The sequence below is a fragment of the Pelistega sp. MC2 genome (genome assembly GCF_900099475.1).
Taxonomy (GTDB): domain Bacteria; phylum Pseudomonadota; class Gammaproteobacteria; order Burkholderiales; family Burkholderiaceae_B; genus Taylorella; species Taylorella indica.
In genome coordinates this window covers 278442-304789 of the sequence record NZ_LT628276.1, presented here as the reverse complement: position 1 = coordinate 304789, position 26348 = coordinate 278442, and the positions used below count along the sequence as shown (strand labels likewise).

Here is a 26348-nt window from a genome sequence, read left to right as displayed (position 1 = left end):
ACAACCTATGGAAAATACGGATATATCTTTACGATTGCACTCTGTACAATAATGTTTTGTTGCATTGCAATATTGAAGTTTTATCATGTATTTTCCTTTATTTGTTTATGGCACCCTAAAAAAAGGCTACCAAAATTATCCTCGCCACTGTGCCACTGCTATTAAAATTGAAAAGGCGTATTGCTGGGGCAGATTATTTGATCTGGATGCTGGCTATCCAGCTATGGAAATCCCTGCCGAATCTATTCAGGCTAGAGGAACAACCGCTTACAGTTTGGATGGCAATAACAAAGGAAAATTACTGAATTTTGATCAGCCGAGAGGTGATTGGGATATGGTAGCAGGCGAGTTGATGTTGTTTCAATTTCCTGAAAAAGAGATTCCTCAAATTGATCTATTAGAAGATTTCGATCCAAACAAACCAAATAATTTATACGAAAGAGTATTGATTACGGTAAAAACAGAAGAAGGTTTATCAAATGCTTGGACGTATATCATGCGTGCTGGTAAACATGAGGGACGCAGAATCTCTTTGAATGAGCAAGGGGTAGTGGAATGGGAAAAAACTCATTCTGGGTATATTCCCCCTACACATAATGCTTCAGGCCACTTGAAATAATAAGTTCCTAATCGTACGAGCATGGAGGGCAACCTCACTCGCAGTGAGACCTATTTGGCCTTGAGTGAAATGTTGTGAGCAATAGTCAGCACTGGCACCATGTAGCCATACTCCCCCACGGACGGCTTGCTCTATAGGTATGCCTTGGGCAATTAAAGCACCTATCATACCAGCCAAGACATCACCTGTCCCTCCAGTTGCTAAACTAGGATTACCACTGTTGTTGAGAGTGGTTACTCCGTTAGGTGAGCAAATCACACTTTGATATCCTTTTAATACCACCCATGCATTGAATTTAGTCGCTAAGGCTTTTGCTGTCGCTTCTCTATTATTCTGAATATCTATGGCAGATAAATTAAGCAATCGAGAAGCTTCTAAAGGATGAGGAGTAATAACAATATCACCCTCCTCATGTGGTAAATCTATATTATTTTTAGCTATCAAATTAAGTGCGTCAGCATCCACTACTTTTGGAATAGATGGATGTAGAGTTAAGGTTTTTTCTAGAATCTCTAACGAATGATTATCAACGCCAAGTCCACATCCAATCACCCATGCAGTTATATGGTTTAAATTTAAAATATCAGAGGCAGTCCTTAACATTAACTCAGGATAATTGAAATCAACAGCAAAAGGTAAGGATGGTTGGGCAAAGCCAATATAAATACGCCCTGCTCCTTGATATAGAGCTGCTCTAGCAGATAACAATGCAGCACCTGTCATACCTTGTGCGCCTCCAATAATACCTATGCTACCAAATGACCCTTTGTGGCTATCCAAGGATCGAGGCTGGATTAATGCAGGAAAATGTTGTTTTGCATACGTGAGCATTTGTTCAATAGACATAATAGTAAATAGTAAGGCCAGTAATGCGTATGAATATTACGAGTATAAGTATTTTAAACGTTAGAAAAATTCTATGGCACTAAGTCACTAGTTTAAGACATAATATGACTAAAGGAGCGAATATGCAAACAAAAGTATTGATACTTGGCATGGGGTATGTAGGTACAGCACTCGCTAGAGTGCTAGTAGAGAATTGTTCTGTGCTAGGAACGTATCAAACATATAACCCACATCTTGTTCATCCTCAGTTTATGGCTATGCCGTATAGCTTAGGAGATAAATTTCCATCACAATGGGCAGATTATTCTACATGGGTCTGTTTATTGCCACCCTCTTCTTCAGATTTATATGTCAGTCTATTAAGAGAATGGATTCAATATGCACAGCAAAGTAACGTAAATCACGTAATTTATACTAGTAGTAGTAGTGTATTTGGTCAGCAGGAAGGACATTATACGGAACATGATGTAGTTTATCCTGTGACGGAAAGTGCTCAAAAAATTGCGCAAGTAGAGCAGGCTTTTTTAAATAGTCAGATTGAACATATCACTATATTACGGCTGGCAGGTCTATTTGATGATGAAAGACACCCTGTTTATCGTTTAGCTAAACAGGTATCACTACCGAATGGTTCACAATACGTTAATATGGTACATCGGGAAGATGTTGTGAATGCCTTACGATATGCTATAAAGAATCCTAAAGGAAAACTGATTCGTCATATCGTGAATCCCCACCACCCTACTCGCCAAGATTTTTATCAAGCCGAGGCAAAACGACTTAATATTGGATTAGCAGATTTTCAGTATACCTCTCGGATAACGGGTAAAGTTTTTGCAACTGCCTATGATGATTTTCCTGTGCCAAGTATAGGGATGTAAAGTATCTCTAAGCAATAAAATTACTAGATAAAAATAGAGCGTAATTAGCTTCTAGCGTAGTCCTAGTTTGTCAATAGGTATCGGATAGTTATACAATACCCTACATAACGATTAGTAGAGTGACTGATGCAAGCAAATGATATTCTTTTCTTCGGAGATACGCATGGAGGGTTTTACCACTGCCTAGATATTGTGCAGCAAGTAAAACCTAAGGCAATTGTATTTCTTGGAGATTTGCAAGCACCACAGCCCCTTGATGAAATTCTCCATGATGTGATTAAACTGACAGATGTCTGGTGGATTCCGGGGAATCATGATACCGATAACGAAGAGTATTATGATAATCTTTTCTCAAGTCAATTAAAAGATAAGAACTTACATGGTCGTGTAGAAACGATAGCAGGAATTAGAATTGCTGGTTTAGGAGGCGTTTTTAGAGGACGTATCTGGTCACCGCATAAGGATGAGTGGAATTATTATTCTCAAGAAGAATTTTTTAAAAAATCACATCCTAGGACTCATTTTCGAAATGGTTTAAGTTTAAAGCAAAGAAGCTCTATCTTCCCAGAAACGTATATGATGATGAGAAATATGCAGAGTGATATTTTGGTGACTCACGAAGCCCCCTCTTGTAATAAGTTTGGTTTTTATGCGATAGATCGTTTAGCTCGGCAGATGGGTGTTAAAAAAGTTTTTCATGGGCATCATCATGATACTTATGCTTATCAGGCACACTTTCCAAGAATGCATTTTGAAGCTTATGCTGTTGGTTACCGTGGTGCTTGTAATCTAGCTGGCGAAGTGATTCGTCCGGGCGAAATGGATGGTGAATTTGCAGATAGAGTTGCGGTCTTAAAAGACAGAAGTTGTCATCCCAAATCTTAGTTAGTTTTTATTGATAGAGTAATTATTTAAAAAGTTCTAGTCCATTTAACGTTTGTCGGCTTTCAAAAAAGCGCTGATTGCCTGTTATTGGGTCAATAAACTCTATTGATTTAGCAAGTAACTGTAAAGGATTACTAAAATCATCTTCTTTTCTCGCAGGTAAAAGATCAGGATAAAACTCATCGTTTAAGATAGGCAAGCCTAAGCCGTTCATATGTACTCTTAATTGATGTTTTTTGCCTGTATGAGGTTTGAGTCGATAGTGAGCGAAATAATCATTATGGTGAATTAGTTCAATTTCGGTGCGACTATTCCAATTATTATTAAAGAGATTATTATCTAACTGTTTTTCTTGCATAGTAAAGTAACTAGAACTTTTTTCAATATAACTTTCTCTAATTAATGGAAAGCGTAATAGCTCAGAAAAAGGGGCTATACATTCATATATTTTTTTTACCATTTTTGACTGAAAAAGGCTTTGGTATTTACCTCGGTAAATAGGATTCACACAAAAAATTAACACGCCTGCTGTATCTCTATCAAGACGATGAATTGGAGAAATATCATAGTTGTTTAATTGTGTGCGCAAACGGATCAATGCAGTCTCTTGTAAATACCTTCCCCCAGGGACGCTAGCTAGAAAATGTGGTTTATCGACAGCAATTAAATATTCATCTTGGTACAAAATAGGCATGTCAAAAGGGACGACAACTTCCTTTTCTACCTCACGGTAGTACCAGAGCCAAGACTCTGCAGGATAAGGGCTATTTTCTTGATAAGCTAAGCCATTACTGTCGAGTATATCCCCTTTACGTAAGCGCTCGAGCAAAATCTCTTTTGACATATGAGGAAAACGCTCTACTAAGAAATCAAAGAGAGTATGCCATTGCCCCTTGGGTAGGTATAAACGACTGGCGGTAATACCTTGTTTAACGGGTAAAGGGTTTTTCTGCATAGTGTAATTTTCTTAGTAGAATTGAGGTAAAAAGAGGGTATAACTTTTCGGCAATCAGTTAGAATAAACGTTTCAAATATTTTAGCGTTAAAAATATGACTGAAGCATTAGTTTCAATTAAAAATATTAGTAAAACTTTTGACGTAGGGCATCATCAAAAGGTTAAAGCATTGAGTGACTTCAGTCTGGATATCTTTCCAGGCGAAACAGTAGGTCTGGTAGGTGAGTCAGGATGTGGTAAATCTACGGCAGGAAGAGTTATTTTAGGTCTTTATCGCCCAGATGCTGGTGAAGTATTAATTGATGGTAAGAATATTCATGCCATCAAAGGAGATGAAAAAAAAGCCTTAATTCGCCAAGCACAAATGATTTTTCAGGATCCTTATGCTAGTTTAAATCCACGCTCTACAGTATTTGAAATTATCGCTGAACCTTTAGAAATTCACGGCTTATATAAAGATGAAAAGGCACTGGAAGAAAAAATTTATGCCTTATTAGAGGAGGTTGGTTTGCGTAGAGAGCATGCTAATCGATATCCTCATGAGTTTTCAGGTGGGCAACGACAGCGTATTGGTATTGCTCGAGCATTAGCACTCGAACCAAAATTTATTGTAGCGGATGAACCTATTTCTGCGCTAGATGTTTCTATACAAACCCAAATCGTATTACTCTTGCAAAAATTACAAGAAGAAAAAGGACTTACTTATTTATTTATTGCTCATGACCTATCAATGGTTAAATATATCTCTAATCGGGTAGGAGTAATGTATTTGGGTAATTTAGTAGAGTTAGCGGATAGTGATGAGCTTTATGACAAGCCACAGCACCCATATACACAAGCGTTATTATCTGCCATTCCAATCGCAGACCCTGATATAGAAGATCAACGTCATCGAGTATTGTTGCATGGAGAGTTACCTAGTGCGATGAATTTACCAAGTGGCTGTGTGTTCCATGCACGATGTCCTCAAGCAATGGATAGGTGTTATCAAGAAAAACCTAAGTTAAAGGAATATGGCAATAGGCATTATGTTGCATGTCATCTAATGGATAAGAGGGTGTAGTAATGAAAAAATATATAGTTAAACGATTCCTCTTAATGTTATTAACCATTCTAATCATTGCATCATTAACGTTTATTTTGATGCATTTTATTCCGGGTTCTCCGTTTGATTCGGACCGTTCATTTAATCCTGCGGTAGAGCAAAATTTAAAAGCATTCTACAAATTAGATCAACCGTTATATGTGCAGTACTTACATTATATGAGCAATATTTTTACGTTAGATTTTGGGCCGTCAATTAGTAATCCTGATACAAATGTAGTTGAGTTATTAAAAAGAGGTTTTCCAGTCTCTTTTCACCTTGGTATATTAGCGATTATTGTTGCCATTCTATCGGGTATTACATTAGGGGTACTAGCGGCATTACGACATAATGGTTGGATTGATTATGCGGCGATGGCAATTGCTGTGGTTGGTATCTCTATTCCGAATTTTGTATTAGCTACATTATTAATACAAGAGCTTTCAGTAAACTTGGGGTGGTTTCCTGCAGCAACATGGCGAACACCTAAACATATGGTTTTACCCGTCATTGCCTTGGCAACAACACCAATGGCGGTTATTGCACGTCTAACTAGGGCAAGTATGTTAGAAACATTAACACAAGATTATATAAAAACAGCAAAAGCTAAGGGGTTGAGTATGTGGCGAATTGTCGTTAGACATGCGCTTAAAAATGCCTTAATGCCCGTTGTAACACTATTAGGTACTCTAATGGCGGCTATTTTGACTGGTACTTTTGTGATTGAAAAGATTTTTGCTATACCTGGTATGGGACGTTATTTTATTGACTCTATAAGTAATCGGGATTACCCGGTTATTATGGGTACGACAGTATTTTATAGTAGTGTGCTAGTGCTGATGCTGTTTTTGGTAGATATGGTTTATTGTTGGCTAGATCCTCGGATTCGTTTAGATAAGGCAGGGGAGTAATATGCAAAAAATACCTAATGATTGGTTTACCCCCTTAACCGTAGAAGAACGAAAGTCCGCCCCAAGTATTGTGCGTCCTAGCTTATCGTATTGGGCTGATGTATGGGTTAGATTACGTAAAAATAAATTAGCCATGTTGGGATTGTTTATGTTAACTATTCTGATTTTGATGGCTATCTTTGCGCCAATGTTATCTACACATTCAGTCACAACACAATCATTGAGTGCTCAAAATCAACCCCCATCAGCAGAGTATTGGTTTGGAACTGATGATTTAGGTAGGGATGTATTTGTACGGACTTGGTATGGTGCACGGATCTCTCTTTTTGTCGGCTTTATGGCAGCGCTAATAGACTTTTTTATTGGTGTTATCTATGGAGGCTATAGTGGTTTAATGGGTGGACGTACCGATGCCATTATGATGCGTATTGTGGAAGTGTTGTACGGCTTACCTTACCTGTTGATTGTGATTTTATTAATGGTAGTGTTAGGGCCCAGCTTATTGACAATTATTGTGGCACTTTCTATTACTGGCTGGATAAGTATGGCTCGTATTGTAAGAGGGCAGATCCTTCAGCTTAAGAATTATGAGTATGTTACTGCAGCACGCCTATTTGGGGCAAGCCCATGGAGGTTAATACGTAAACATTTACTTCCTAATACGATGGGACCCATTATTGTTCAAATGACCTTAACCATTCCGAGTGCGATTTTTGCAGAGGCTTTTTTAAGTTTTTTAGGGTTAGGTATACAAGCACCATTTGCGTCATGGGGCGTAATGACAAATGATGCTTTAGGCGTTATTTTATCAGGTGAATGGTGGCAATTATTTTTTCCTGCTTTGTGTATTTCTTTAACCATGTTTGCATTTAATGTGTTGGGTGATGGATTACAAGACGCATTAGATCCTAAGTTAAGGAAGTAATCATGGTTCAAAATCCTTTATTAACGATTAAACATTTATCGGTTCAATTCAAAGTTCATGGTGGAATTGTTCAGGCTGTTCGTGATTTAAACCTGACCATAGAAAAAGGTAAAACGTTAGCGATTGTTGGTGAATCAGGCTGTGGAAAATCGGTCACTTGTCATGCCGTTATGGGGTTAATACAAAAGCCAAGTGGCTTTATTCCTCAGGGAGAAATTATTTTTGATGGTCTAGATATTACCCGGCTAGAGAAAAATAATACGATCCGTGGAAATCGAATTGCTATGATTTTTCAGGATCCTATGACAGCGTTAAATCCCACCCTCACTATTGGTGAGCAAATGATTGAAGGGGTGATGAAGCATAAGAAACTTAGTAAGCAGCATGCGTTGGATAAGGCGAGTGAGATGCTAACTTTAGTCGGTATTGCTGAGCCTGAAAAACGTTTGTCACAGTATCCGCATCAGTTTTCTGGCGGCATGCGTCAGCGCATCGTAATTGCAATGGCGTTGATGAGTGATCCTGACTTATTGATTGCTGATGAGCCTACAACTGCTCTAGATGTGACAATTCAAGCACAGGTATTAGAATTATTCGAAAAAATTCAACAGCAAACAGGTGTTTCAATCATTCTTATCACTCATGATTTAGGTGTTGTAGCCAAGATCGCAGATACGATAGCAGTAATGTATGCCGGTCAGTGTATTGAAACAGGAAATAGAAGAGATATTTTTTATCATCCTCAACATCCGTATACACAGGGGTTGTTGGCATCTATTCCTCGATTGGATATGCAAAAAGATAGTTTAAAGCCAATTGAAGGTCATCCCCCCGATTTATTTGCTCCTCCTAAAGGTTGTGGATTTTTTTCACGTTGTAAAAAAGCTATGAGGGTTTGTAAGGAAATACCCCCGGAGCTTAGTGTATTAACAGAGGAACATACGGTTTTATGCTGGTTGCAAGATTCTCGGACTCAGTGTAACGTATAGTAAAGCAACTATTAATTTCTATGGAAGCAAAATTATGAAACCTACCTTACTTCGTTTAACTTTAGTGTCTTGTTTATTTGGTGTTACATCGTTAGCACAGGCTGAGACAACGTTATATCTTAATAACCAAGAAGAACCAACGTCATTGAATCCTTCACAAGGATTTAATGCTATTTCTTGGGAGCCGTTGAATAATCTTGTAGAAGGTCTTGTTCGACTAGATGAGAAGCATGTTGCTGCACCTGCCACGGCTGAAAGTTGGACGGTTTCTCCAGATGGTAAAAAATATACATTCAAACTACGTCAGAATGCTAAATGGTCTAATGGTGATCCTGTAACTGCCAAAGATTTCGTTTATGGTTGGACGACAATGCTTAGCAAAGATACTGCTTCACCAGCCGCTTTTTTGGCTTACGATATTGCTGGTGCTAAAGCGTTTAACGAAGGTAAGGGAACAGAAGCTGATTTAGGCTTAAAAGCAGTGGATGACCATACGCTTGAAGTAACGTTAGCGAATCCTAGCATCGCATTTTTAAATATTTTGACTAATCCTAATTTTGCACCAGTCAATCAGAAAGTAGCTGAGGCAAATCCTAAGTGGTATGCAGAGGCAAGTAGCTATGTTGGTAATGGTCCTTTTACATTAAAAGAGTGGAAACATGCGGAGAACTTAGTTTTTGTTAAGAATCCAAATTATTGGGATGCAGCTAATGTGAAAATTGACAAAGTTGAGTTTGCAATGGTGAATGACCAAAATACGTTCTACCAAATGTATAAAACGGGTGAACTCGATGCGACTCCTACCACATTACCAGCAAGTATTTACGACAAGATTAAAGATGGAAAAGACTTTAATAATATCCCTCAAGCGGGTGGATATTTTTATCGCTTAAATACCAAAATTGCTCCTTTCCAAAATCAAAATATCCGTAAGGCGTTTGCATTAGCTGTTAATCAAGAGGATATTGCAAATTTTGTCGTGAAACAAGGTCGTAAACCATCATTTGGCTTTGTTGCTCCTGGATTTACAGGACCAAATGGTAAAGACTTTCGTGAAGAAAGCGGCGATTTAATTAAACAAGATAAGGCAAAAGCTAAAGAGCTTTTAGCTAAGGGTATGGAAGAAGAAAAATATACAACGCTTCCTGAAGTGACGCTGACCTATATTAATAATCCTAATGATAAGAAAGTAGCTGAAACCTTGCAAAATATGTATAAAGAAGTGCTTGGGGTGGATGTGAAATTGCAAAGCATGGAAAGTAAAGTATTTTATGCAAAACAACGAGGTCTAGAGTTACAATTCTCACGAAGTTCCTTTTTAAACGACTATGCGGATCCTTACAACTCTTTAGAAAGCTTTATCACGGGATCTTCAATGAATCGTACCGGTTGGTCTAATGCCGAATATGATAAGTTGATTAGTTCTGCTCAACAAGCAACAGATGCCCAAGCGCGTTGGGATGCGTTATTAAAAGCAGAGAAAATTTTAATTGATGAAGCACCTATTTTCCCATTGTATTTCTATAATCAAATCTTCCTACAAAAAGAAAACGTAAAAGGTATTTTACGTCATCCAGTAGGCTACCTCGATTTGAAAAATGCAACAAAAGACTAACTATAACAATTAGTATAGAGTATGATGCCATTCACCATGTTATTTATGGTGAATGGCATTAAGCTATGAATAAGGGTAGCATTTTCGGCATGCAGTTTTTGCTAAAAAACTGCATGTCAAAAAATAAAAAAAAGCATGCTTAATAAGGGTAGCATTTTCGGCATGCAGTTTTTGCTAAAAAACTGCATGTCAAAAAATAAAAAAAAGCATGCTTAATAAGGGTAGCATTTTCGGCATGCAGTTTTTGTTAAAAAACTGCATGTCAAAAAATAAAAAAAGTACGCAATGTCATTCATGGTGAATGGCATTAGGTTTTTGAAAGAGTTGAAAGCTTACTTTTTTTCATCCTTAATACCAAGATGATTGGCCACACTACGCTCAAAAAATAATTGATTATCTGGTAGTGCATTAACGCGGTTATGATTAATAATCATTGTGCTACTGCCACCACCATCTAAGTTAATTGCATGTGGCACATTAAGTTGCTTAAATAATGTAGCTAATTGTGTAAGGGTATAGCCTTGAAATTCTTCTCGTCTACCTTCTACCACCACCATATAAAGGAAACGGTTATCAGCGGTAAGTCCTATGGCGGTACGAGGATGTTTTGTCTGTGCATTACGATAGCAAATACCTGTACTACTTGGAGCACATAGGAACTTACCATTCTGCAAGCTTTGCCAACCACTGATGACTAAATCCCATTGTGGCTGATATATAGTGCTTTTATTATAGGATTCAATAAAACATTGATTATTTTTTGTGCAGGCAAAAAAAGCATATTGTCGGTAATCCTTACTCCTGTGCCATGTATGCTGATGAGAATAGTTTAATCCTAAAGGATTTCTTTTTTCATCATAAAAAGCGCCATTAATCGCTACGGTTGCTTCATTATCACGAGCAAAATTACTGGTAGTATCACTATGCTGTGGCAATGTACCAATCAGCTTAATGCTTGGGCAGCTTAAATCTACCTTAGTAATGTGAATAGGCTTTTGATTGTCATAGGTAATACAAGGAGAAACCTGCTCAATAGCGTGCACATTAGGTATTAACGAAAAAAAAGCGATAAATAAAGTAAGCAGTAGCTTAACAAACATGCAAAGACACTCAAAATAAGATGATAAAAAAATCTAGTTTAAGTATGAGTATAACGGTTTCTATGCTAATCTTTTGTGAACAGTAAATGATTTGATTGTGTTTATGAAATATACGCTGGTAGAAGGTGTGGCAGGTAGTGGTAAAACGAGCTATATCGCCGATTATGTGAAAAAGAGCCTGCAACCTAAAAAAGCTTTATTGCTAACATTTAGTCGCACTGGTAAGGATGTCATGCAGTTTTATATGGAAAAGCGTGGCTTTCCTCAATTATCTATTCATACAATAGATGGATTTGCGGCAGGAGTACTTAATCAACTTGGTGATACACGTTATACCGTTAAACGTAATCATGTCGAAAGAGAGTTATTGCCTCAATTATATGAATATGTTATCGAACAGGCGCAGCAATACGCACTAATTACAGGCACAGAGCCGATTGATGCTCCTCAGATTACACCGCATGCCATGCAAGAGATGATGAGCGATATCGATTTTTTCCGTGCATCAGGTGCTTATGAATACGATGATGATGATATTTTGCAAGAAATTCTAACAGGTAAGCTCAATCATGATTGGCGACTGGTCAAGCGAATGTTTTATGCCTATGATCACTATCGTGAAACGTGGAAACCTCGAGTTGTGGATAATCATGATTTATATGAGGAGGATACTTCAACGTCTATTTATCAGTCAGGGGAACAAGGATTTAGATTATTAGGTGAAGCTGTTTTTGATCTATTAGACTATACTGATGATAGTGATATTTTAGAAAAAATAGGGCGAAAATATTCTCTGATTTGTATCGATGAATTTCATGATACGACTCCTTTACAATTAAAATTTTTATTTAAATTAGCGCACTTTGTGCCAGAGGTTATTGCCGTAGGCGACCGGTTTCAGAATATTTTTGCGTGGCGTGGTACAAATACTGAAGTTGTGTTTGAACAATTTAAACAGCGCTTCCATGCTGAGACAGTGTATCTAAATCACTCCTATCGTTATGCTCAGAATTTGGCGAATATTGCGACTAATATTATTCATAGACCCATTGACTCAAAAGCCACTCATAAAACTACGGTGAAGCAACTAACCGAAAATGATTTAGGTAAACTTGGAAAAGAAGAGGTAGTCATTACTGAGGATTATCCAGAGCAAATTAAAGCTGCTTTTGATATTGTTAGCAGGACTAAGCAAAAAATCAGTATCGGTATTCATCATACTATGGGACCAGTGATATTGAATGTACTTTGTGCTCTTCGTTATGGTTATTTGTTAGATGGTAAATCTACAAAATTTCTAAAAAATTTTGCGCTTGATTTAGCACAGTTTTATCAGTTATCAGCGTGTCGTTTAAGTGAAGAAATTCAGCAAGATATACTGAATAAAATAAGCTTAGAAAATTTTGTTAAAAATACTATGATGCAATTACAACAAGAGGGTAATATTGCATTTGAATCAAGATTTAAAAAATCGCTATTAGAATGGTGTGCTAGTAATAGAGAGCATCAGAACGTATATGATATTATGCAGTGGTTTGAGCAAAGTTCGGGGCTCTGGGCTATACAATCAAACCGGCTTTATGATCAAGTAGCTAAGGCATCTTGGGATGCGTTAAAACAAGATGCGTATCGCCATCGTTATCTATGGAATCAGTGGCCGCAACAGGCTGAATTATTACGCAAACGTTGGAATATGACGCAAGGCATACGGTTTGTAACGATTGCACAAGCCAAGGGACGTGAGTATGATAATGTGCTGATATATGGGGCGACACAAGAGGGTTTTACTCATTCACTATTGCACCAACAAGAAGATCTACAACGTAATTTATTTTATGTTGGCATAACACGTGCACGAAAGCAGCTTAATTTTTATGTAGATAATACGCCTGATTTAAAACCTATCATGCCTATTACTGAGGATGAAGATATTGAGCCTCAAGGACCATCCAACATGATAGATACGAGAAAAGAAGATGCGCTAAAAGAGCTTGTACAGATTAAGCAACAGCTACTTAAAAGAATTCAACATTAATGATAAAAGTAGCTGTTATAAACTGACCTGTTTATTAAAAATAATTGTTCAAAAATTAACCCCTTTATTTAAAATAAAGGGGTTATTCACAAAGCTGATACCTTGAGAGTCATTCACACAAGATTTGTGGAAGAAGAATCTATTCGATTTTCAAGAAAATATTATTGACTAACGAATGCACGCTCAATCACAAAATCGCCAGGAGTAGAGGTATTTCCTTCTTTAAAATTACGCTCTTCACACATTCGTTTTAAATCCGCTAGCATAGCAGGACTACCACAAATCATCACGCGATCTTCGGCAGGATTTAATGGAGGAACACCCAAGTCAGTGAATAATTTACCATTTTCAATAAGAGTGGTAATACGACCTTGGTTACGGAAAGGTTCGCGAGTGACAGTTGGGTAATACTTTAGTTGTTTACTTACCATTTCACCTAAAAATTCATCCGCTTGTAGATCTTTGGTGAATAAATCGTAGTAAGCTAACTCATTTACTTGGCGAACGCCATGAACCAAAATAACCTCTTCATAACGTTCATAGGTTTCTGGATCACGACAAATGCTCAAGAATGGCGCTAGACCAGTACCAGTACCTAATAAATATAGACGTTTGGCAGGTAAGAGATAATCAAGCAATAATGTACCCGTAGGCTTACGACCAACGATAATGGAATCGCCCACTTTGATGTGTTGTAAGCGAGATGTTAAGGGACCATCTTGGACTTTAATACTGAGGAACTCGAGATGTTCTTCGTAGTTTGGGCTAGCGATACTATAAGCACGCAATAGAGGCTTACCATCAACCATTAAACCAATCATGGTGAAGTGGCCATTACTAAAACGTAGTGCAGGGTCGCGAGTAGTAGTAAAACTAAATAAACGGTCAGTCCAATGGTGAACACTAAGTACTTTTTCTTCTAAAAATGCTGACGCCATACTAAAACCTAAGAATTAAAAAGAGAAGTTTCATCAGGAAATCTGATTATGCTAAATGAAATTATAGTATTTTTTGGTATATTAAAGGTTTATCAAACTAATCTTTTGGGATAAAAGTTAAATGCGAACATTTATTAGAAAATCATTCATGATGTGTAGTGCAGTATTAACCATTTGTTCTAGCACTGCTGTTTATGCGGAAAATGTCATTAGAGTTGGGGAAATTAATTCTTATAAAACAATCCCCGCTTTTTTAGAACCATATCGTAAAGGAATTGAGTTAGCTGTTGAACAAGTTAATGCAGATAATGGCATTAATGGCAAAAAACTTGAAGTGATTTTAAGAGATGATGGTGGTACGCAAAATAATGCCATTCGAGAAGCCCAAACCTTATTACGACGCGATAAGGTTGATTTATTGGCAGGTGGTTTTTTATCCCATATTGCTTTAGCGCTTGCTGATTTTGCTAAGAATAAAAAGGTTTTTTTCTTGGCGGGTGAACCACTTACTGACAAGATGGTGTGGGAGAATGGTAATGAGTACACTTTTAGGTTACGTGACTCAACGTATATGAAAGTGGCGATGCTTATTGACGATGCTGTTGCGTTGAAGAAGAAACGTTGGGCATTGGTCTATCCTAATTATGAGTATGGACAGTCAGCGGTAGAAAGTTTTAAAAAAATGATGAAAGAACGTCAGCCAGATATTGAGTTTGTTATGGAACAAGCTACTCCATTTAATAATATTGATGCGAATAGTGTTGTTCAAGCGTTAGCTGATGTAAAACCAGATGCTATTTTCAACGTACTTTTTAGTACTGATTTGACCAAATTTGTAAGAGCCGGTAATACTCGTCAGCTATTCAAGGATGTTTCCGTCGTTAGTCTCTTAACTGGTGAGCCTGAATATTTGGATCCTTTAGGTAGCGATACGCCTAAAGGGTGGATAGTGACAGGATATCCTTGGTATGCCATTAATACACCAGAACATGATGCTTTCTTAAAAGCCTATCAAGCAAAATTTAATGACTATCCACGCTTAGGTAGTATTGTTGGTTATATGACTATACAGTCATTAGCAGCTGGTCTACGTAAGGCGAAAAGTACTAAGGCGGAAGATTTAATAGAAGCGTTTAAAGGGCTTGAATTGAGTACGCCATTGGGGCAGATTTCTTATCGCTCTATTGATCATCAATCAACGATGGGCAGTTATATTGGTCGTTTAGATGTTAAAGATGGCAAAGGAATTATGACTGATATTCGCTATGTAGACGGAAAAGACGTGCTACCAAGTGATGAAGAAGTATTAAAGTTAAGGCCACAAGTAAAATGAATGTAGAGGCGTTGTTACTACAATTACTTAATGGGCTAGCAAGTGCTAGCTCATTATTTATGGTCTCTGCTGGTTTGTCATTAATTTTTGGCGTAACTAGAGTGGTTAATTTTGCCCATGGCTCTTTTTACATGCTTGGTGTTTATTTAGCCTATTCATTAACGCATTATTTTGGGGTAACTTCTGGTCTTGGGTATATTACAGGTATTGTCTTAGCTTCATTATTAACCGGTGTGGTAGGCGGTTTAATAGAAATAATTATTCTTAGGCGTATTTATAAAGCCCCTGAATTATTCCAATTATTAGTTACGTTTGCATTAGTGATGGTAATTAGTGATGGTGTGTTATGGATTTGGGGGGCAGAGGACCTATTAGGGCAACCAGTCCCTTATTTAAATGGTTCTATTAACATTTTAGGACAATTATTTCCTATTTATCAGCTGTTTCAAATTTTTATTGGCTGGGTAGTGCTATTTTGTTTATGGTTTTTATTAAATAAGACGAAATGGGGAGTTTTTGTAAGAGCAGCACAACAAGATAAAGAAATGCTTGGTGCTTTGGGAGTGAATCAAGCTTGCCTATTTACGGGGGTATTTACCTTAGGAACTTTTTTAGCAGGATTAGGAGGAGCATTAGAGTTACCTAATGAGCCTGCGAGCCTTAGTTTGGATTTACGTTTAATCGGAGATGCTTTTGCTGTTGTTGTTATTGGAGGTATGGGCTCAATACCGGGTGCTTTAATTGCGGCATTATCTATTGCTGAAATTAAAGCATTAGCTAATTGGTTAGGAGCGGTTGATTTTTGGGGAGTCACGGTAAATTTTAGCCGTTTAACCTTAATATTAGAATTCGTTTTAATGGCTGTTGTGTTAGTCATCAAACCTTGGGGATTTTTTGGTAAAGCACAAGAGAAATCACGCAATATAGGCATTGTAGAAAAGCCTTTGCAACCATTACAAGGATTAACTAAGCTTTTATATATTATCGGAGCAACCCTTATTTGTTTGGTTCCCGTCATTGATAGTGACTACACTATGCTGTTAGTCCAAGATGCTTTAATTGCTGTTCTATTTGCGTTTAGTTTGTTTTTTATGGCGGGTACGGCTGGAATGCATACCTTTGGACATGCTGTCTATTTCGGTATGGGGGCCTATGCTGTAGCTATTGGTATTCAGCAGCTAGGTCTACCTTTGTCAGTTAGTTTTATCTTAGCACCGATAGTATCTAGTTTATTAGCTGTCGTGATTGGTTGGTTTTGTATCCGTTTAACTGGTATTTATTTGGCTATGCTGACATTGGCATTCGCTCAATTGATTTGGTCAATCATGTTCCAATGGGATGGTTTTACAGGGGGATCAAATGGTATTGTTGGTATATGGGCTGATGGTTGGTTAGCAGATGAAACGCATTATTTTTATTTCACTGCATTAGTCGTATTCATTTGTATTTTTGTACTAAGGCAACTTATTTTTTCTAGTTTTGGCTATGCTATTCGGGCAAGTAGGGACTCCGTCACAAGAGCACAGGCAATTGGTATTCCCATACGTCGTGTGCAATGGACTGTCTTTATTATTGCTGGTTTTTTTGCAGGGTTGGCAGGTGCTTTATTAGTCTTTTCTAAAGGAAGTATTTCTCCTGAAGAATTAAGTGTGGCTAAATCTGTGGATGGGTTGGTGATGGTATTACTAGGCGGTATTCAATCGCTTACTGGGCCTATTGTTGGTGCTATTGCTTATACCGTACTACATGACACAGCTATTCAATTAACCTCGTATTGGAAAGCTTTACTCGGTGCGATGATTATCATACTGGTGCTGATTTTCCCTATGGGTATTACTGGGGTGTTTGAACAATTCCGATTCTTCAAAAAGCGAAAACAAACCACATTACATGGTTAAGGGATTTATTCATGAGTTTGTTAAAAATAGAAGATATTAATAAATCCTATGGTGATTTTTGGGCAGTTAATCATGTTAGTTTTGATCTTCAAGAGGGTGAAATGCTTGCCTTGATTGGTCCTAATGGAGCTGGTAAGTCCACCACCTTTAATATGATTGGAGGTCAAACTCAACCCAATAATGGTTCGATTTTATTTAAAAATCGTAGTCTGCTTGGCTTAAGTGCCGATAAAATTTGGGCTCTAGGTATTGGAAGAACATTTCAAATAGCGGAGATTTTTTCATCACTTACTGTATTAGAAAATGTGCAATTAGCATTGCAAATAGCGTTGAGAAACAAGATAGCCTTATTTAACCATGGTGATACAGATTTACAAGATGAGGCATTACTGTTGCTGAAACAAGTGGACATGGTGGAAAATGCTCATACAGCAGCAAGTGAAATTGCGTATGGCGATGTTAAAAGGCTTGAGTTAGCTATGGCGTTAGCTAATCATCCAACGTTATTATTAATGGACGAACCAACAGCGGGTATGTCTCCAACAGAGCGAATAGCTATGATGGCGTTGACTAAGAAGATCGCTCAAGAAAAAAATATGGCCGTGCTATTTACTGAGCATAGTATGGATGTGGTATTCAAGTTTGCTGATCGAATTATCGTGATGGCAGCAGGTAGCATTGTGGCGACAGGGACACCTGAAGAGATAAGAAATAATGCTTTAGTCAAAGAAATTTATCTTGGCAATAACAAGGTCTAGAGGGTTATTAATGAGTGAATTACTAAAAGTAAGCCATTTAAATGCATGGTATGGGCAAGCACAAATTTTATTTGATGTTGGCTTACAGGTTAATCGTGGCGAAGTGGTCGCCTTGATGGGGCGTAATGGAGCAGGTAAGTCTACTACTTTAAAAACAATTATGGGGTTGGTGGAGCATAAGCAAGGTGACGTCGTATTCATGAATAAGCCTATACTCGGTTTACCTGCTTATAAAATAGCTCGCTTAGGTCTAGGATATGTCCCTGAGGAGCGAAGAATTTTTGCTGATTTGGATGTACAAGAGAATTTATTAACTGGAAAACAATCTGCAAGAGTTTGGGAAGATGGTCGCCCTGTAGTGGAGTGGACACCTGAAAAATTATTTACGCTATTTCCAAATTTAGGACGTATGCTAGATAGACCTGGTACTAAGATGAGTGGTGGGGAGCAACAGATGTTAAGTGTTGCAAGAACATTGATGGGAAATCCCTATTTAGTATTATTAGATGAACCTAGTGAAGGTGTTGCTCCTATCATTGTTGATCAGTTAAAAAATATGGTATTAACCTTAAAAGAGCAGGATATTGGCATTTTACTGTCTGAGCAAAATTTGGATTTTGTACGAGATGTGGCGGATAGGGCCTATGTCTTAGAAAAGGGTGAGATTAAGTTTTCGGGTAGTATTGAGCAGATTTATGCTGATGAGACGATTAAAGCACAGTATTTGGGGTTGGAAACAGCTTCTTAGGAGTACGTAGGAAGTGTTGATTTTAAGTCTCAGGTAGCTACTAGGTAGAGTCAGAGCTAAAAGGGTGGATAAGTTAATAAAAGGTGTTTCTTTATACATAAAGAAACACCTTTTCGTCTAAAGCATTATTGTACTTGGAAAGTTTGGTTAGAAAGCTTGATGAATTTACTGTTTTTCATCACTAGTTTCATCAGGTATGTCTTCATCCTTGATAAATTTACTTGATAAAAGGGTAAGGCGTTGCTCAATATTTGTTTGTTCCAATAAGGTAGTAGCCTTTTCAGCTTTTGTATTAAGATCCAAGAGTAATTCAGTCAATGGTAATGATGTGCCATTAAAATTAATAGTTTCTACTTCTTTAATTGATTTGCCATTAGGTGCTTCGGCTTGAATAGTGAAAGATAATGCATTCCCTTTTTTTTCTGCCAACTTAGCTTCTAATAATGCTTTCTCAATGTCATGGGTAATTGCATCTAGTTCTGTTTTATCATCTTTGGTTGGGAGATTTAGATGGTTTATTTTTGCACTAAGTGTAAATGAATCAAATAATAATTGACTCAGCGTAGAAGGTTCTACTTGAATATCAAGGTTGATTTTTGACAGCATGGAAAAAACAACGTCTTCAGTCACCGTTTTGTTTAGTTCAGGTAAAATCATTCCTACATCAGCAGTAATACTAGCTTCCCCGCCTTTATTACGAATACGGATAGGACCATAATTAATTTCTGGCTTTTGGTTAAATAATGCAAGGGAGGATGCTCCTAATCGTAGAGCATTTTTTGCAAAAATATCCTCACTATTGCCCATCTCACTAGGATTCTTGAGTGCCAAAATGAAGTTCTCTTTTAAGATTTGCGCTAGTTGAGAGAATAGTTGCTTGGTTGCGGCAGAATCTAGGCGGTTATAGCCAATATTAGTGGTTAATTGTCCAAAAGGTACATCATTAATAGCGATTTCTTGGTATTCATCTTGTTGCTGAACTGAAATTTGTTTACCATCGTCATTCATATTTGTATGGCTTTTCAATTTATTATAGGCAACATCAATTTCATCGAATTTGAGTTGCATACCATCTAAGTCAGTATTACTTAGATATAACTTACCCTCTTTCGTTGCATGACTCTGTGAAGAAATTGTTCCTGGACTAATGATAAGACTGAAAGGGTTTTCTTTATCAAGAGATGAAAGATTCATTCCTGAAAAATTTAGCGAAACAGTTGAGTCCGTTAGCTCACGGTTGGTGTTAAATGATAGTTCATGTTGTTCAGAAGTGAGCTTGAATTTTTTCTCTGTGTCATTAATGCTCAAAGGAGCAATCGTAGCTGTTCCTTTGATTTTTTTATCGTAACCATAGCGATAATTAACAACGATAGGATTCTCTTGTTGGAAGGCGTTAAAGAAAGGTTCAGTATTGCTATTTCTGATAAGTTTTAACTCACTACTATAGCTAACAGGGGCAAGTAGTCCCTGTTTAAGTCGACTAAATGGTAAAGGACCATGCTCAATATCTTGTTCAACTAAATCAATGTTTTTTCCTTGATAGTTAACACTCCAGATATAGTGGGTAGAAAAAATATCAGATTCGGTTTTTTTGTAGGTAAAAGAGAAGTCTTTGATGTTCAATGTATTTTGAATGTATTGATTAACTTCTGCTATTTCGTTTTCTAGGCGAGATTGAGTCTTATCGCCATGGACTTTGCTGGCTAACGGGTAGATAGCACCTAGAGCTAGTATAAGACCACCAATGATAAATTTTACACGCATGGATAAACCTATAAAAAAATAGAATCGAGCTAATTATAATCTAAAATACTCGTTGTCTTTTCATAGAGAGAATAGAGAGAAAAATGAACATTTATTTAGCAGGCTTTGATGTATTTAGGATAGATGCGATTAAACATGGTGAACATTTGCAACAACTCTGCACACAGTATGGGTTCACTGGATTATATCCGTTGGATAATCATGCACCAGAGGGATTATCAGGTGCTGAATTAGCTCATTGGATTTACCAAGCAAATATAAACCTAATTAATCAGTCAGATATTGTGGTGGCGAATGTAAATCCATTTAGAGGGTTTGAGCCAGACTCGGGCACTGTTTTTGAAATTGGTTATGCTAAGGCAAAAGGGAAAACAGTGGCTGTTTACACACAACAGCAGATTACACTGCGTTCACAAATTCCTCATCAGCATGGTAAGGATATTCAAGGCTATGAAGTTGAGGATTTTGGTTTAAATTTAAACTTGATGATCGCTTGTAGTGTTGATTATCAAGCAGAAACTTTTGAGCAATGTTTACAATGGCTTCAAAAACATGTTTAAGTAGTGAGGTCTACACGATTAATTAGTTAGATTTTTTTAAGGCTAACATGGTACCTCGGCAGTTAGGTGTCCCACATAAGCACCGATATTCTGCTTTACGTTTTTTAGTGATACGTCCATCAAGGATAAGGCTATAGTCATAGAATAACTCTTCTCCTTTTTTGATATCTTTGATGGCGTAGATAAAGACACGCGTACCTTCTTCATTTTCTTGTGTTTCACAGTTCGGTGTACAACTATGATTAATCCATCGTGCATCATTACCTTGTTGACCGCCGTCAATAATCAAACCATTTGATGTAGCAAAAAAGAATGTATGAAAAGGATCATCGGGATTCACAGGAAAAAGAGCATCAGCCTGTTCAGTGGTAATTCTTTTGCCACCATATTCAATAATTTTTGTACCAGCTGGAATATCTTTAAGGGCAAAAACCCCTTGCCCATGTAATGTTGATTGGCGGACACTATGCCATGGTTCTCCTACTATAGGAAGAGGTTTAAGCGTTTTAGGCATTTTTCTTTGCTACTCCAAAACAATGATCAAGAGTAGGGAAGGTCTCGTTGCGTACCTCTTCGGCATAAGCTTTGACACCCTTGCGAATGATAGCTTGCACATCAGCAAATTGTTTGGCAAATTTTGGGATGCGTGGACCACTTAAGTTGAGAATATCTTCGGTGACTAAAATTTGACCGTCACAAGAGGGTGATGCACCTATACCAATGGTTGGAATAGCAATATTCTCAGTAATACGGCGACCAAGAGATTCGGCACTTCCCTCAATAACAAGACTGAATGCGCCTGCCTGAGATTGAGCAATTGCATCTTGATAAATACGCTCCGCCATTTCTTCGGATAAGCCTTGGGCTTTGAATCCTCCCATCGTATTGAAATATTGTGGCATTAGGCCTACATGTGCCATGACAGGAATCCCTCGCTCCGTTAAGAAACGAGTTGTTTCTGCTAAGAAAGCGCCACCCTCCATTTTGACGGCTTGAGCATTACTTTGTTTTAATAAATAAGCGGCATTACGGAATGCCTGTTCTTTGGATTCTTGGTAGCTGGCAAACGGCATATCAACCACAACACAGGCTTTTTGGGTAGAGCGCATAACGGCTTGACCATGAGCGGCCATCTGTTCAAGTGTAATGGCTAAGGTGTTTTCCATATTGTATCCCACCATAGCCGTAGAGTCGCCCACTAGAATAAGATCTACAAATTCATCTAGGATACGTGCAAAAGGGCTTGAATACGAAGTTAAACACACAATTTTTTGTTGTCCTTTCATCGCTTGAATTTGGGGAACAGTATTGCGTTTAACAATAATAGGGGTACTCATTTATATTCCTTTTGTAAGGGATGTCAATAATCTAATAGCATACCCTAAATTGTTAGTAAGATGTATAAAACAATCTCAATAGATAGGCTACAATGGTATGACTATTTTTTAAATTTTTTTTACTATTATGTCTTCAGAAAATACTTTGTCAGGTGCTCAAGCGCTCTTAAATACCTTAATTGAACAAGGTGTAGATACTATTTTTGGTTATCCCGGTGGTGCAGTATTACCTCTATATGATGCCTTGTATTCTGAAAAACGGATTCGTCATATTTTAGTTCGTCATGAGCAAGCAGCAATACATGCTGCAGAAGGTTATGCTCGTTCAACAGGCAAACCAGGAGTGGTATTAGTTACGTCAGGACCAGGAATGGCAAATACCACTTCAGGGTTATTAGATGCAATGTGTGATTCTATCCCTGTGCTATGCATTAGTGGTCAAGTAGCGACTAGTGCGATTGGTACAGATGCTTTCCAAGAATGTGATGCGGTAGGTATTTCACGCCCTGTGACTAAATGGAATGCACAGATTAAACGTAGTGAAGATGTCGTAGGGTTAACATCTAAAGCTTATCAATTAACAACACAAGGTAGACCAGGGCCTGTATTGCTAGACTTTCCTAAAGATATTCAAATGGCGATAGTCCCGGCTGAGGGTAGTAAAGCTGTGCCATTAGATAAACCTTTACAAGTATCTCCCTCTATTCAACAGGCTGCGATTAAGCGAGCAGCATCATTAATTGTTAATGCTAAACGTCCAGTTTTTTATGGTGGTGGTGGACTGATTAACTCAGGCAAAAAAGCATGTGAAGTGTTTAGTAATTTGGTGAGTTACTCTGGCGCACCTTGCACGCTAACACTAATGGGACTAGGAGCCTTTCCGTCTAGTGATAAGCAGTTCTTAGGTATGCTAGGAATGCATGGTACGTTGGAAGCAAATCTAGCTATGCATCATGCTGATTTGATTGTTTGTATTGGTGCGCGTTTTGATGATCGTATTACTGGGCGATTATCAGATTTTTGTCCTCATGCTGTAAAAGTTCATTTAGATATTGACCCTGCTTCTATTGATAAAGTTGTTCGTGCTGATGTGGCGCTAGTAGGAGACTGTTATGAGGTGCTTTGTGATTTATTCAATGAAGTCAAATCATTAGAGCAAGATACAGGACGCTTGACGGAATGGTGGCAGCGGATTGCCAAATGGCAGGCGAAAGAATGTTTATCGTTTAATCCTTCTACGGAAGTTATTTTGCCACAGCATTTATTGACTGAAGTAAATCAATGGGTTCAAGCAACAGAGGCTATTGTTAGTACTGATGTTGGCCAACATCAGATGTGGGCAGCACAATACTTGCAGTTTAATCGCCCTAATCGTTGGCTAACCTCTGGTGGAGCAGGTACTATGGGCTATGGTATGCCTGCTGCTATTGGAGCCAAGATAGGCAATCCTAATGCAACAGTGGTATGTATTACGGGAGATGCATCAATTCTGATGAATATCCAAGAAATGGCGACAGCGATGCAGCACAAAGCGAATATTAAGGTGATTTTATGTAATAACCAACATATGGGTATGGTACGTCAATGGCAAGAACTCATTCATAGTGAACGCTATAGTCATAGTTATAATGAGTGTATGCCTGATTTTGTCACCTTAGCTAAAGCGTTTGGTTGGGAAGGTACTCAAGTGTCTAATCCAAGTCACTTAGCAGAGGCTCTGGAGGCGTGTTTTAAAGCAACAGGACCATATTTTTTAGATGTGCGAGTTCAGGCACAGGAGAATTGTTTCCCTATGATGCCGGCTGGTTATGGACATCAACAAGTGATGTTATCAGAGGATAATTGGTACGTAGAAGAATAATCAGCTAATAAGCAAATCTATCACGCAAAGCTAATAAATGATATTGCTCGAGAATAGCCAGTTGGCGTTCTCGAGCACTTTTTTTGAATCCACCTACTTTTTTGGCAATAATTAGCTCATTCTTCATGGAATGTTCCCAACCTACTAATTCAGTGACTGTCACTTGATAGCCTCGTGCTTCAAGTTGTAGACAACGTAACACATTGGTTAAATGAGAACCAAATTCACGGGTATGAATAGGGTGACGCCATAATTCTGATAGGGGAGTTTTACCAAGAACAGAACTTTTTTCTTTTCTGAAAATGGAAGCCACCTCAGCTTGGCAACAGGGCACTAGCACCATGTAACGTGCATTATGAGCAAGACCAAAACCAAAACGAATAGCATCATCAGTGGCGGTATTACATGCATGTAAAGCTGTCACAATATCAATTTTTTCTGGTAGCTCTTTGGTGATAATGGATTCTTCCACCGTCATTTGCATAAAATGCATGCCTTGACTAAATCCTAAACGATTAGCCAAATCAATAGATTTTTTAACTAAATCAGCTCGTGTTTCTATGCCGTAAACATGAGCATTTTCAAATTGTTTTAAATATAAATCATATAAGATAAAGCCAAGATAAGATTTTCCAGCACCATGGTCGACTAAATTAAGGCTATGTTTATGCTCAATAATATCTGCCATTAATGGTTCAATAAATTGATAAAGATGGTATACCTGTTTAAGTTTACGACGTGTGTCTTGGTTTAGCTTGCCTTCACGAGTCAAAATATGTAGCTCTTTTAGTAGCTCAATACTTTGCTGTGGTTTAATTTCAGGAATAATCTGGGCTTGGCTCATGTGATTACCTACACCGTCATAGAGAAAATACGAGTTTCTGGTTGATTGCGTAACATACGGAGGTCGAAAGACATACAGATATTACGGGCGAAAGTACGACCTAAATCGGTAATTTTTAGGTAATTAGAGCCTATTTCTATTAGGCCATCGGCTTGCATTTCTTGCAAACGATTCAGAACATCAGGAAGTTCAGGAAATTGCATATCGGGCTTATCCCAATGAGTTTCTAATAAACACATGAGGTTTAGAATATGACGACGAATGATTAAATCTTCTTGATTGAGTAAGTGACCGCGATAAAGAGGTAGTTCATTTGCTTCAAGGCGTGCATAATAGTCCTCAAGAACTTTTTCATTTTGTGCAAAACCGTACCATGAGTCACCAATTGCTGATACGCCAAGACCAATCATTAATTGTGTTGATGACGAGGTATATCCCATAAAATTACGATGAATTTTTTTACTGAGCATTGATTGATATAAGTCATCTGACGGTAAGGAAAAATGATCCATCCCTATTTCCACATAACCTAATTCTTCAAGCAAAGCTTTACCATTTTCGTATAAAGCACGTTTTTCTTCCCCAGAGGGTAAGTCGTTCTCATCGTATCCACGTTGTCCATTACCTTTAATCCAAGGAACATGAGCGTACGAGTAGAAAGCTAAACGGTCTGGCTTTTGAGCAATAGTACGGCGAATAGTATTTTCCATAGATTTCCATGTCTGGAAAGGTAGCCCAAAAATAAGATCATGACTAACGCTGGTATATCCTATTTCGCGAGCGGCATTAGTAACATTTAATACGTTTTCAGCTGGTTGGATACGATGAATAGCTTTTTGAACTATTGGATCATAATCTTGAACACCAAAGCTCACACGACGAAAACCTAGATCATAAAGTGTTTGTAAGTGGGTACGACGAGTATTATTTGGGTGACCTTCAAAACTAAGCTCTGGGTGTTCTGCTAAGTCGGCTGTGGAAAAAATAGTCGTAAGTAAATGATGAAGATTTGCTTCGCTGAAGAAAGTCGGTGTGCCTCCACCTAAATGAATTTCTTTTATTTTGGGCTTGCGACCAAGAATATCCAAATACATACGCCACTCTTTTAGGATGGCTTGGATATAAGGATCCTCTACCTCGTGTTTTTTTGTGATACGTTTATGACAGGCACAGAAAGTGCATAGGCTTTCACAGAAAGGCAAATGTAGATATAGACTAATGCCTTCATTATCATTTGATTCTTCAAAACTGCGCTTAAGCGTCTCAATATATCTGTCTTTGCTGAAACTTTCTTCATCCCAATATGGCACAGTAGGATAACTTGTGTAACGAGGGCCAGGAATATTATATTTATTGATCAATGTGTTTTTCATAAGGTAAAAACCTAAGGTAACAACTAATAGGGATAGTTTAGCAGATAGTCTAGTTTAGCTGTTTTCTTTTGTTCATGAGGAATGGCAT

The 26348-nt window shown here is 37.8% G+C and carries 24 protein-coding genes; 15 read left to right on the top strand and 9 right to left on the bottom strand.

All coding sequences use genetic code 11. The features are described from left to right. Positions 1-85 precede the first annotated feature (85 nt). Positions 86-619 carry a gamma-glutamylcyclotransferase family protein gene (locus BQ4443_RS11755; protein ID WP_023951595.1) on the top strand — a complete coding sequence of 178 codons (534 nt, stop codon included), beginning with the start codon at positions 86-88 and terminating at the stop codon, positions 617-619. Here the strand turns inward: BQ4443_RS11755 and BQ4443_RS11750 are convergent. Next, on the bottom strand, positions 602-1465 hold the full coding sequence (locus tag BQ4443_RS11750) for an NAD(P)H-hydrate dehydratase (protein WP_023951597.1): 864 nt from the start codon (positions 1463-1465) through the stop codon (positions 602-604). The two genes, BQ4443_RS11755 and BQ4443_RS11750, sit on opposite strands and share 18 nt — an antisense overlap. A gap of 122 nt (positions 1466-1587) precedes the next feature. Here BQ4443_RS11750 and BQ4443_RS11745 point away from each other — a divergent pair, with 122 nt between their 5' ends. Together BQ4443_RS11745 and BQ4443_RS11740 are read left to right on the top strand one after the other, a co-directional pair. After that, positions 1588-2346: a Rossmann-fold NAD(P)-binding domain-containing protein gene (locus tag BQ4443_RS11745; protein WP_071059232.1), complete on the top strand. Its 759-nt coding sequence runs from the start codon at positions 1588-1590 to the stop codon at positions 2344-2346. A gap of 126 nt (positions 2347-2472) precedes the next feature. Further along, on the top strand, positions 2473-3231 hold the full coding sequence (locus tag BQ4443_RS11740) for a metallophosphoesterase family protein (RefSeq protein WP_023951599.1): 759 nt from the start codon (positions 2473-2475) through the stop codon (positions 3229-3231). 22 nt (positions 3232-3253) lie between these two features. Here the strand turns inward: BQ4443_RS11740 and BQ4443_RS11735 are convergent, their stop codons facing one another. Beyond that, positions 3254-4186 carry a pseudouridine synthase gene (locus tag BQ4443_RS11735; protein ID WP_071059230.1) on the bottom strand — a complete coding sequence of 311 codons (933 nt, stop codon included), beginning with the start codon at positions 4184-4186 and terminating at the stop codon, positions 3254-3256. A 95-nt stretch (positions 4187-4281) separates the two neighbouring features. On the opposite strand from BQ4443_RS11735, the gene BQ4443_RS11730 reads away from it, so the two are divergent. Genes BQ4443_RS11730 through BQ4443_RS11710 form a run of 5 tightly spaced genes read left to right on the top strand, consistent with a single transcriptional unit; the run spans position 4282 to position 9711 of the window. Next, the gene (locus BQ4443_RS11730; RefSeq protein WP_071059228.1) at positions 4282-5250 is read left to right on the top strand and encodes an ABC transporter ATP-binding protein; all 969 of its coding nucleotides are present in this window, start codon (positions 4282-4284) and stop codon (positions 5248-5250) included. 2 nt (positions 5251-5252) lie between these two features. Then, complete coding sequence (locus BQ4443_RS11725) at positions 5253-6182, top strand: ABC transporter permease (protein ID WP_023951603.1); 930 nt, start codon at positions 5253-5255, stop codon at positions 6180-6182. Position 6183: 1 nt separating this feature from the next. Continuing rightward, a complete protein-coding gene (locus tag BQ4443_RS11720) occupies positions 6184-7107 on the top strand; it encodes an ABC transporter permease (protein WP_023951605.1) in 924 nt (307 codons plus the stop codon). A 2-nt stretch (positions 7108-7109) separates the two neighbouring features. After that, entirely contained in the window at positions 7110-8096 is a 987-nt protein-coding gene (locus BQ4443_RS11715) for an ABC transporter ATP-binding protein (RefSeq protein ID WP_071059226.1), read from the top strand. Between the two features lie 34 nt (positions 8097-8130). Next, positions 8131-9711 carry a peptide ABC transporter substrate-binding protein gene (locus BQ4443_RS11710; RefSeq protein ID WP_071059224.1) on the top strand — a complete coding sequence of 527 codons (1581 nt, stop codon included), beginning with the start codon at positions 8131-8133 and terminating at the stop codon, positions 9709-9711. Positions 9712-10043: 332 nt separating this feature from the next. Here the strand turns inward: BQ4443_RS11710 and BQ4443_RS11705 are convergent, their stop codons facing one another. Next, entirely contained in the window at positions 10044-10811 is a 768-nt protein-coding gene (locus BQ4443_RS11705; protein WP_071059222.1) for a phosphodiester glycosidase family protein, read from the bottom strand. A gap of 103 nt (positions 10812-10914) precedes the next feature. Here BQ4443_RS11705 and BQ4443_RS11700 point away from each other — a divergent pair, with 103 nt between their 5' ends. Beyond that, positions 10915-12846: a UvrD-helicase domain-containing protein gene (locus BQ4443_RS11700; RefSeq protein ID WP_023951613.1), complete on the top strand. Its 1932-nt coding sequence runs from the start codon at positions 10915-10917 to the stop codon at positions 12844-12846. 161 nt (positions 12847-13007) lie between these two features. Here BQ4443_RS11700 and BQ4443_RS11695 read toward each other — a convergent pair whose 3' ends face one another. Next, positions 13008-13784: a ferredoxin--NADP reductase gene (locus BQ4443_RS11695; protein ID WP_071059220.1), complete on the bottom strand. Its 777-nt coding sequence runs from the start codon at positions 13782-13784 to the stop codon at positions 13008-13010. A 148-nt stretch (positions 13785-13932) separates the two neighbouring features. Here BQ4443_RS11695 and BQ4443_RS11690 point away from each other — a divergent pair, with 148 nt between their 5' ends. The 4 genes from BQ4443_RS11690 to BQ4443_RS11675 are packed head-to-tail and all read left to right on the top strand — an operon-like array spanning position 13933 to position 18521. Beyond that, positions 13933-15117: an ABC transporter substrate-binding protein gene (locus tag BQ4443_RS11690; RefSeq protein WP_023951615.1), complete on the top strand. Its 1185-nt coding sequence runs from the start codon at positions 13933-13935 to the stop codon at positions 15115-15117. Further along, a complete protein-coding gene (locus tag BQ4443_RS11685; RefSeq protein WP_023951617.1) occupies positions 15114-17015 on the top strand; it encodes an ABC transporter permease in 1902 nt (633 codons plus the stop codon). Before BQ4443_RS11690 ends, BQ4443_RS11685 begins: the two co-directional genes overlap by 4 nt. 11 nt (positions 17016-17026) lie before the next feature. Next, positions 17027-17773 (top strand): ABC transporter ATP-binding protein, encoded by a 747-nt coding sequence (locus tag BQ4443_RS11680; RefSeq protein WP_023951619.1) that lies wholly within the window; start codon positions 17027-17029, stop codon positions 17771-17773. Positions 17774-17783: 10 nt separating this feature from the next. After that, positions 17784-18521: an ABC transporter ATP-binding protein gene (locus tag BQ4443_RS11675; protein WP_023951621.1), complete on the top strand. Its 738-nt coding sequence runs from the start codon at positions 17784-17786 to the stop codon at positions 18519-18521. Between the two features lie 165 nt (positions 18522-18686). Here BQ4443_RS11675 and BQ4443_RS11670 read toward each other — a convergent pair whose 3' ends face one another. After that, positions 18687-20285 carry a DUF945 family protein gene (locus tag BQ4443_RS11670; RefSeq protein ID WP_071059218.1) on the bottom strand — a complete coding sequence of 533 codons (1599 nt, stop codon included), beginning with the start codon at positions 20283-20285 and terminating at the stop codon, positions 18687-18689. Positions 20286-20368: 83 nt separating this feature from the next. On the opposite strand from BQ4443_RS11670, the gene BQ4443_RS11665 reads away from it, so the two are divergent. Next, positions 20369-20845 (top strand): nucleoside 2-deoxyribosyltransferase, encoded by a 477-nt coding sequence (locus BQ4443_RS11665; RefSeq protein ID WP_023951625.1) that lies wholly within the window; start codon positions 20369-20371, stop codon positions 20843-20845. A 22-nt stretch (positions 20846-20867) separates the two neighbouring features. On the opposite strand, the gene BQ4443_RS11660 is transcribed toward BQ4443_RS11665, so the two are convergent. Continuing rightward, positions 20868-21359 (bottom strand): SET domain-containing protein, encoded by a 492-nt coding sequence (locus tag BQ4443_RS11660; RefSeq protein ID WP_071059216.1) that lies wholly within the window; start codon positions 21357-21359, stop codon positions 20868-20870. Then, complete coding sequence (gene panB / locus BQ4443_RS11655; protein WP_071059214.1) at positions 21352-22182, bottom strand: 3-methyl-2-oxobutanoate hydroxymethyltransferase; 831 nt, start codon at positions 22180-22182, stop codon at positions 21352-21354. Before panB ends, BQ4443_RS11660 begins: the two co-directional genes overlap by 8 nt. Positions 22183-22309: 127 nt before the next feature. Here panB and ilvB point away from each other — a divergent pair, with 127 nt between their 5' ends. Beyond that, positions 22310-24043: a biosynthetic-type acetolactate synthase large subunit gene (gene ilvB / locus BQ4443_RS11650; RefSeq protein WP_071059212.1), complete on the top strand. Its 1734-nt coding sequence runs from the start codon at positions 22310-22312 to the stop codon at positions 24041-24043. Positions 24044-24047: 4 nt separating this feature from the next. Here the strand turns inward: ilvB and BQ4443_RS11645 are convergent, their stop codons facing one another. Together BQ4443_RS11645 and hemN are read right to left on the bottom strand one after the other, a co-directional pair. Then, complete coding sequence (locus tag BQ4443_RS11645; protein WP_071059210.1) at positions 24048-24887, bottom strand: class I SAM-dependent methyltransferase; 840 nt, start codon at positions 24885-24887, stop codon at positions 24048-24050. Positions 24888-24895: 8 nt separating this feature from the next. Continuing rightward, the gene (gene hemN, locus BQ4443_RS11640) at positions 24896-26260 is read right to left on the bottom strand and encodes an oxygen-independent coproporphyrinogen III oxidase (RefSeq protein ID WP_071059208.1); all 1365 of its coding nucleotides are present in this window, start codon (positions 26258-26260) and stop codon (positions 24896-24898) included. Positions 26261-26348: the final 88 nt, after the last annotated feature.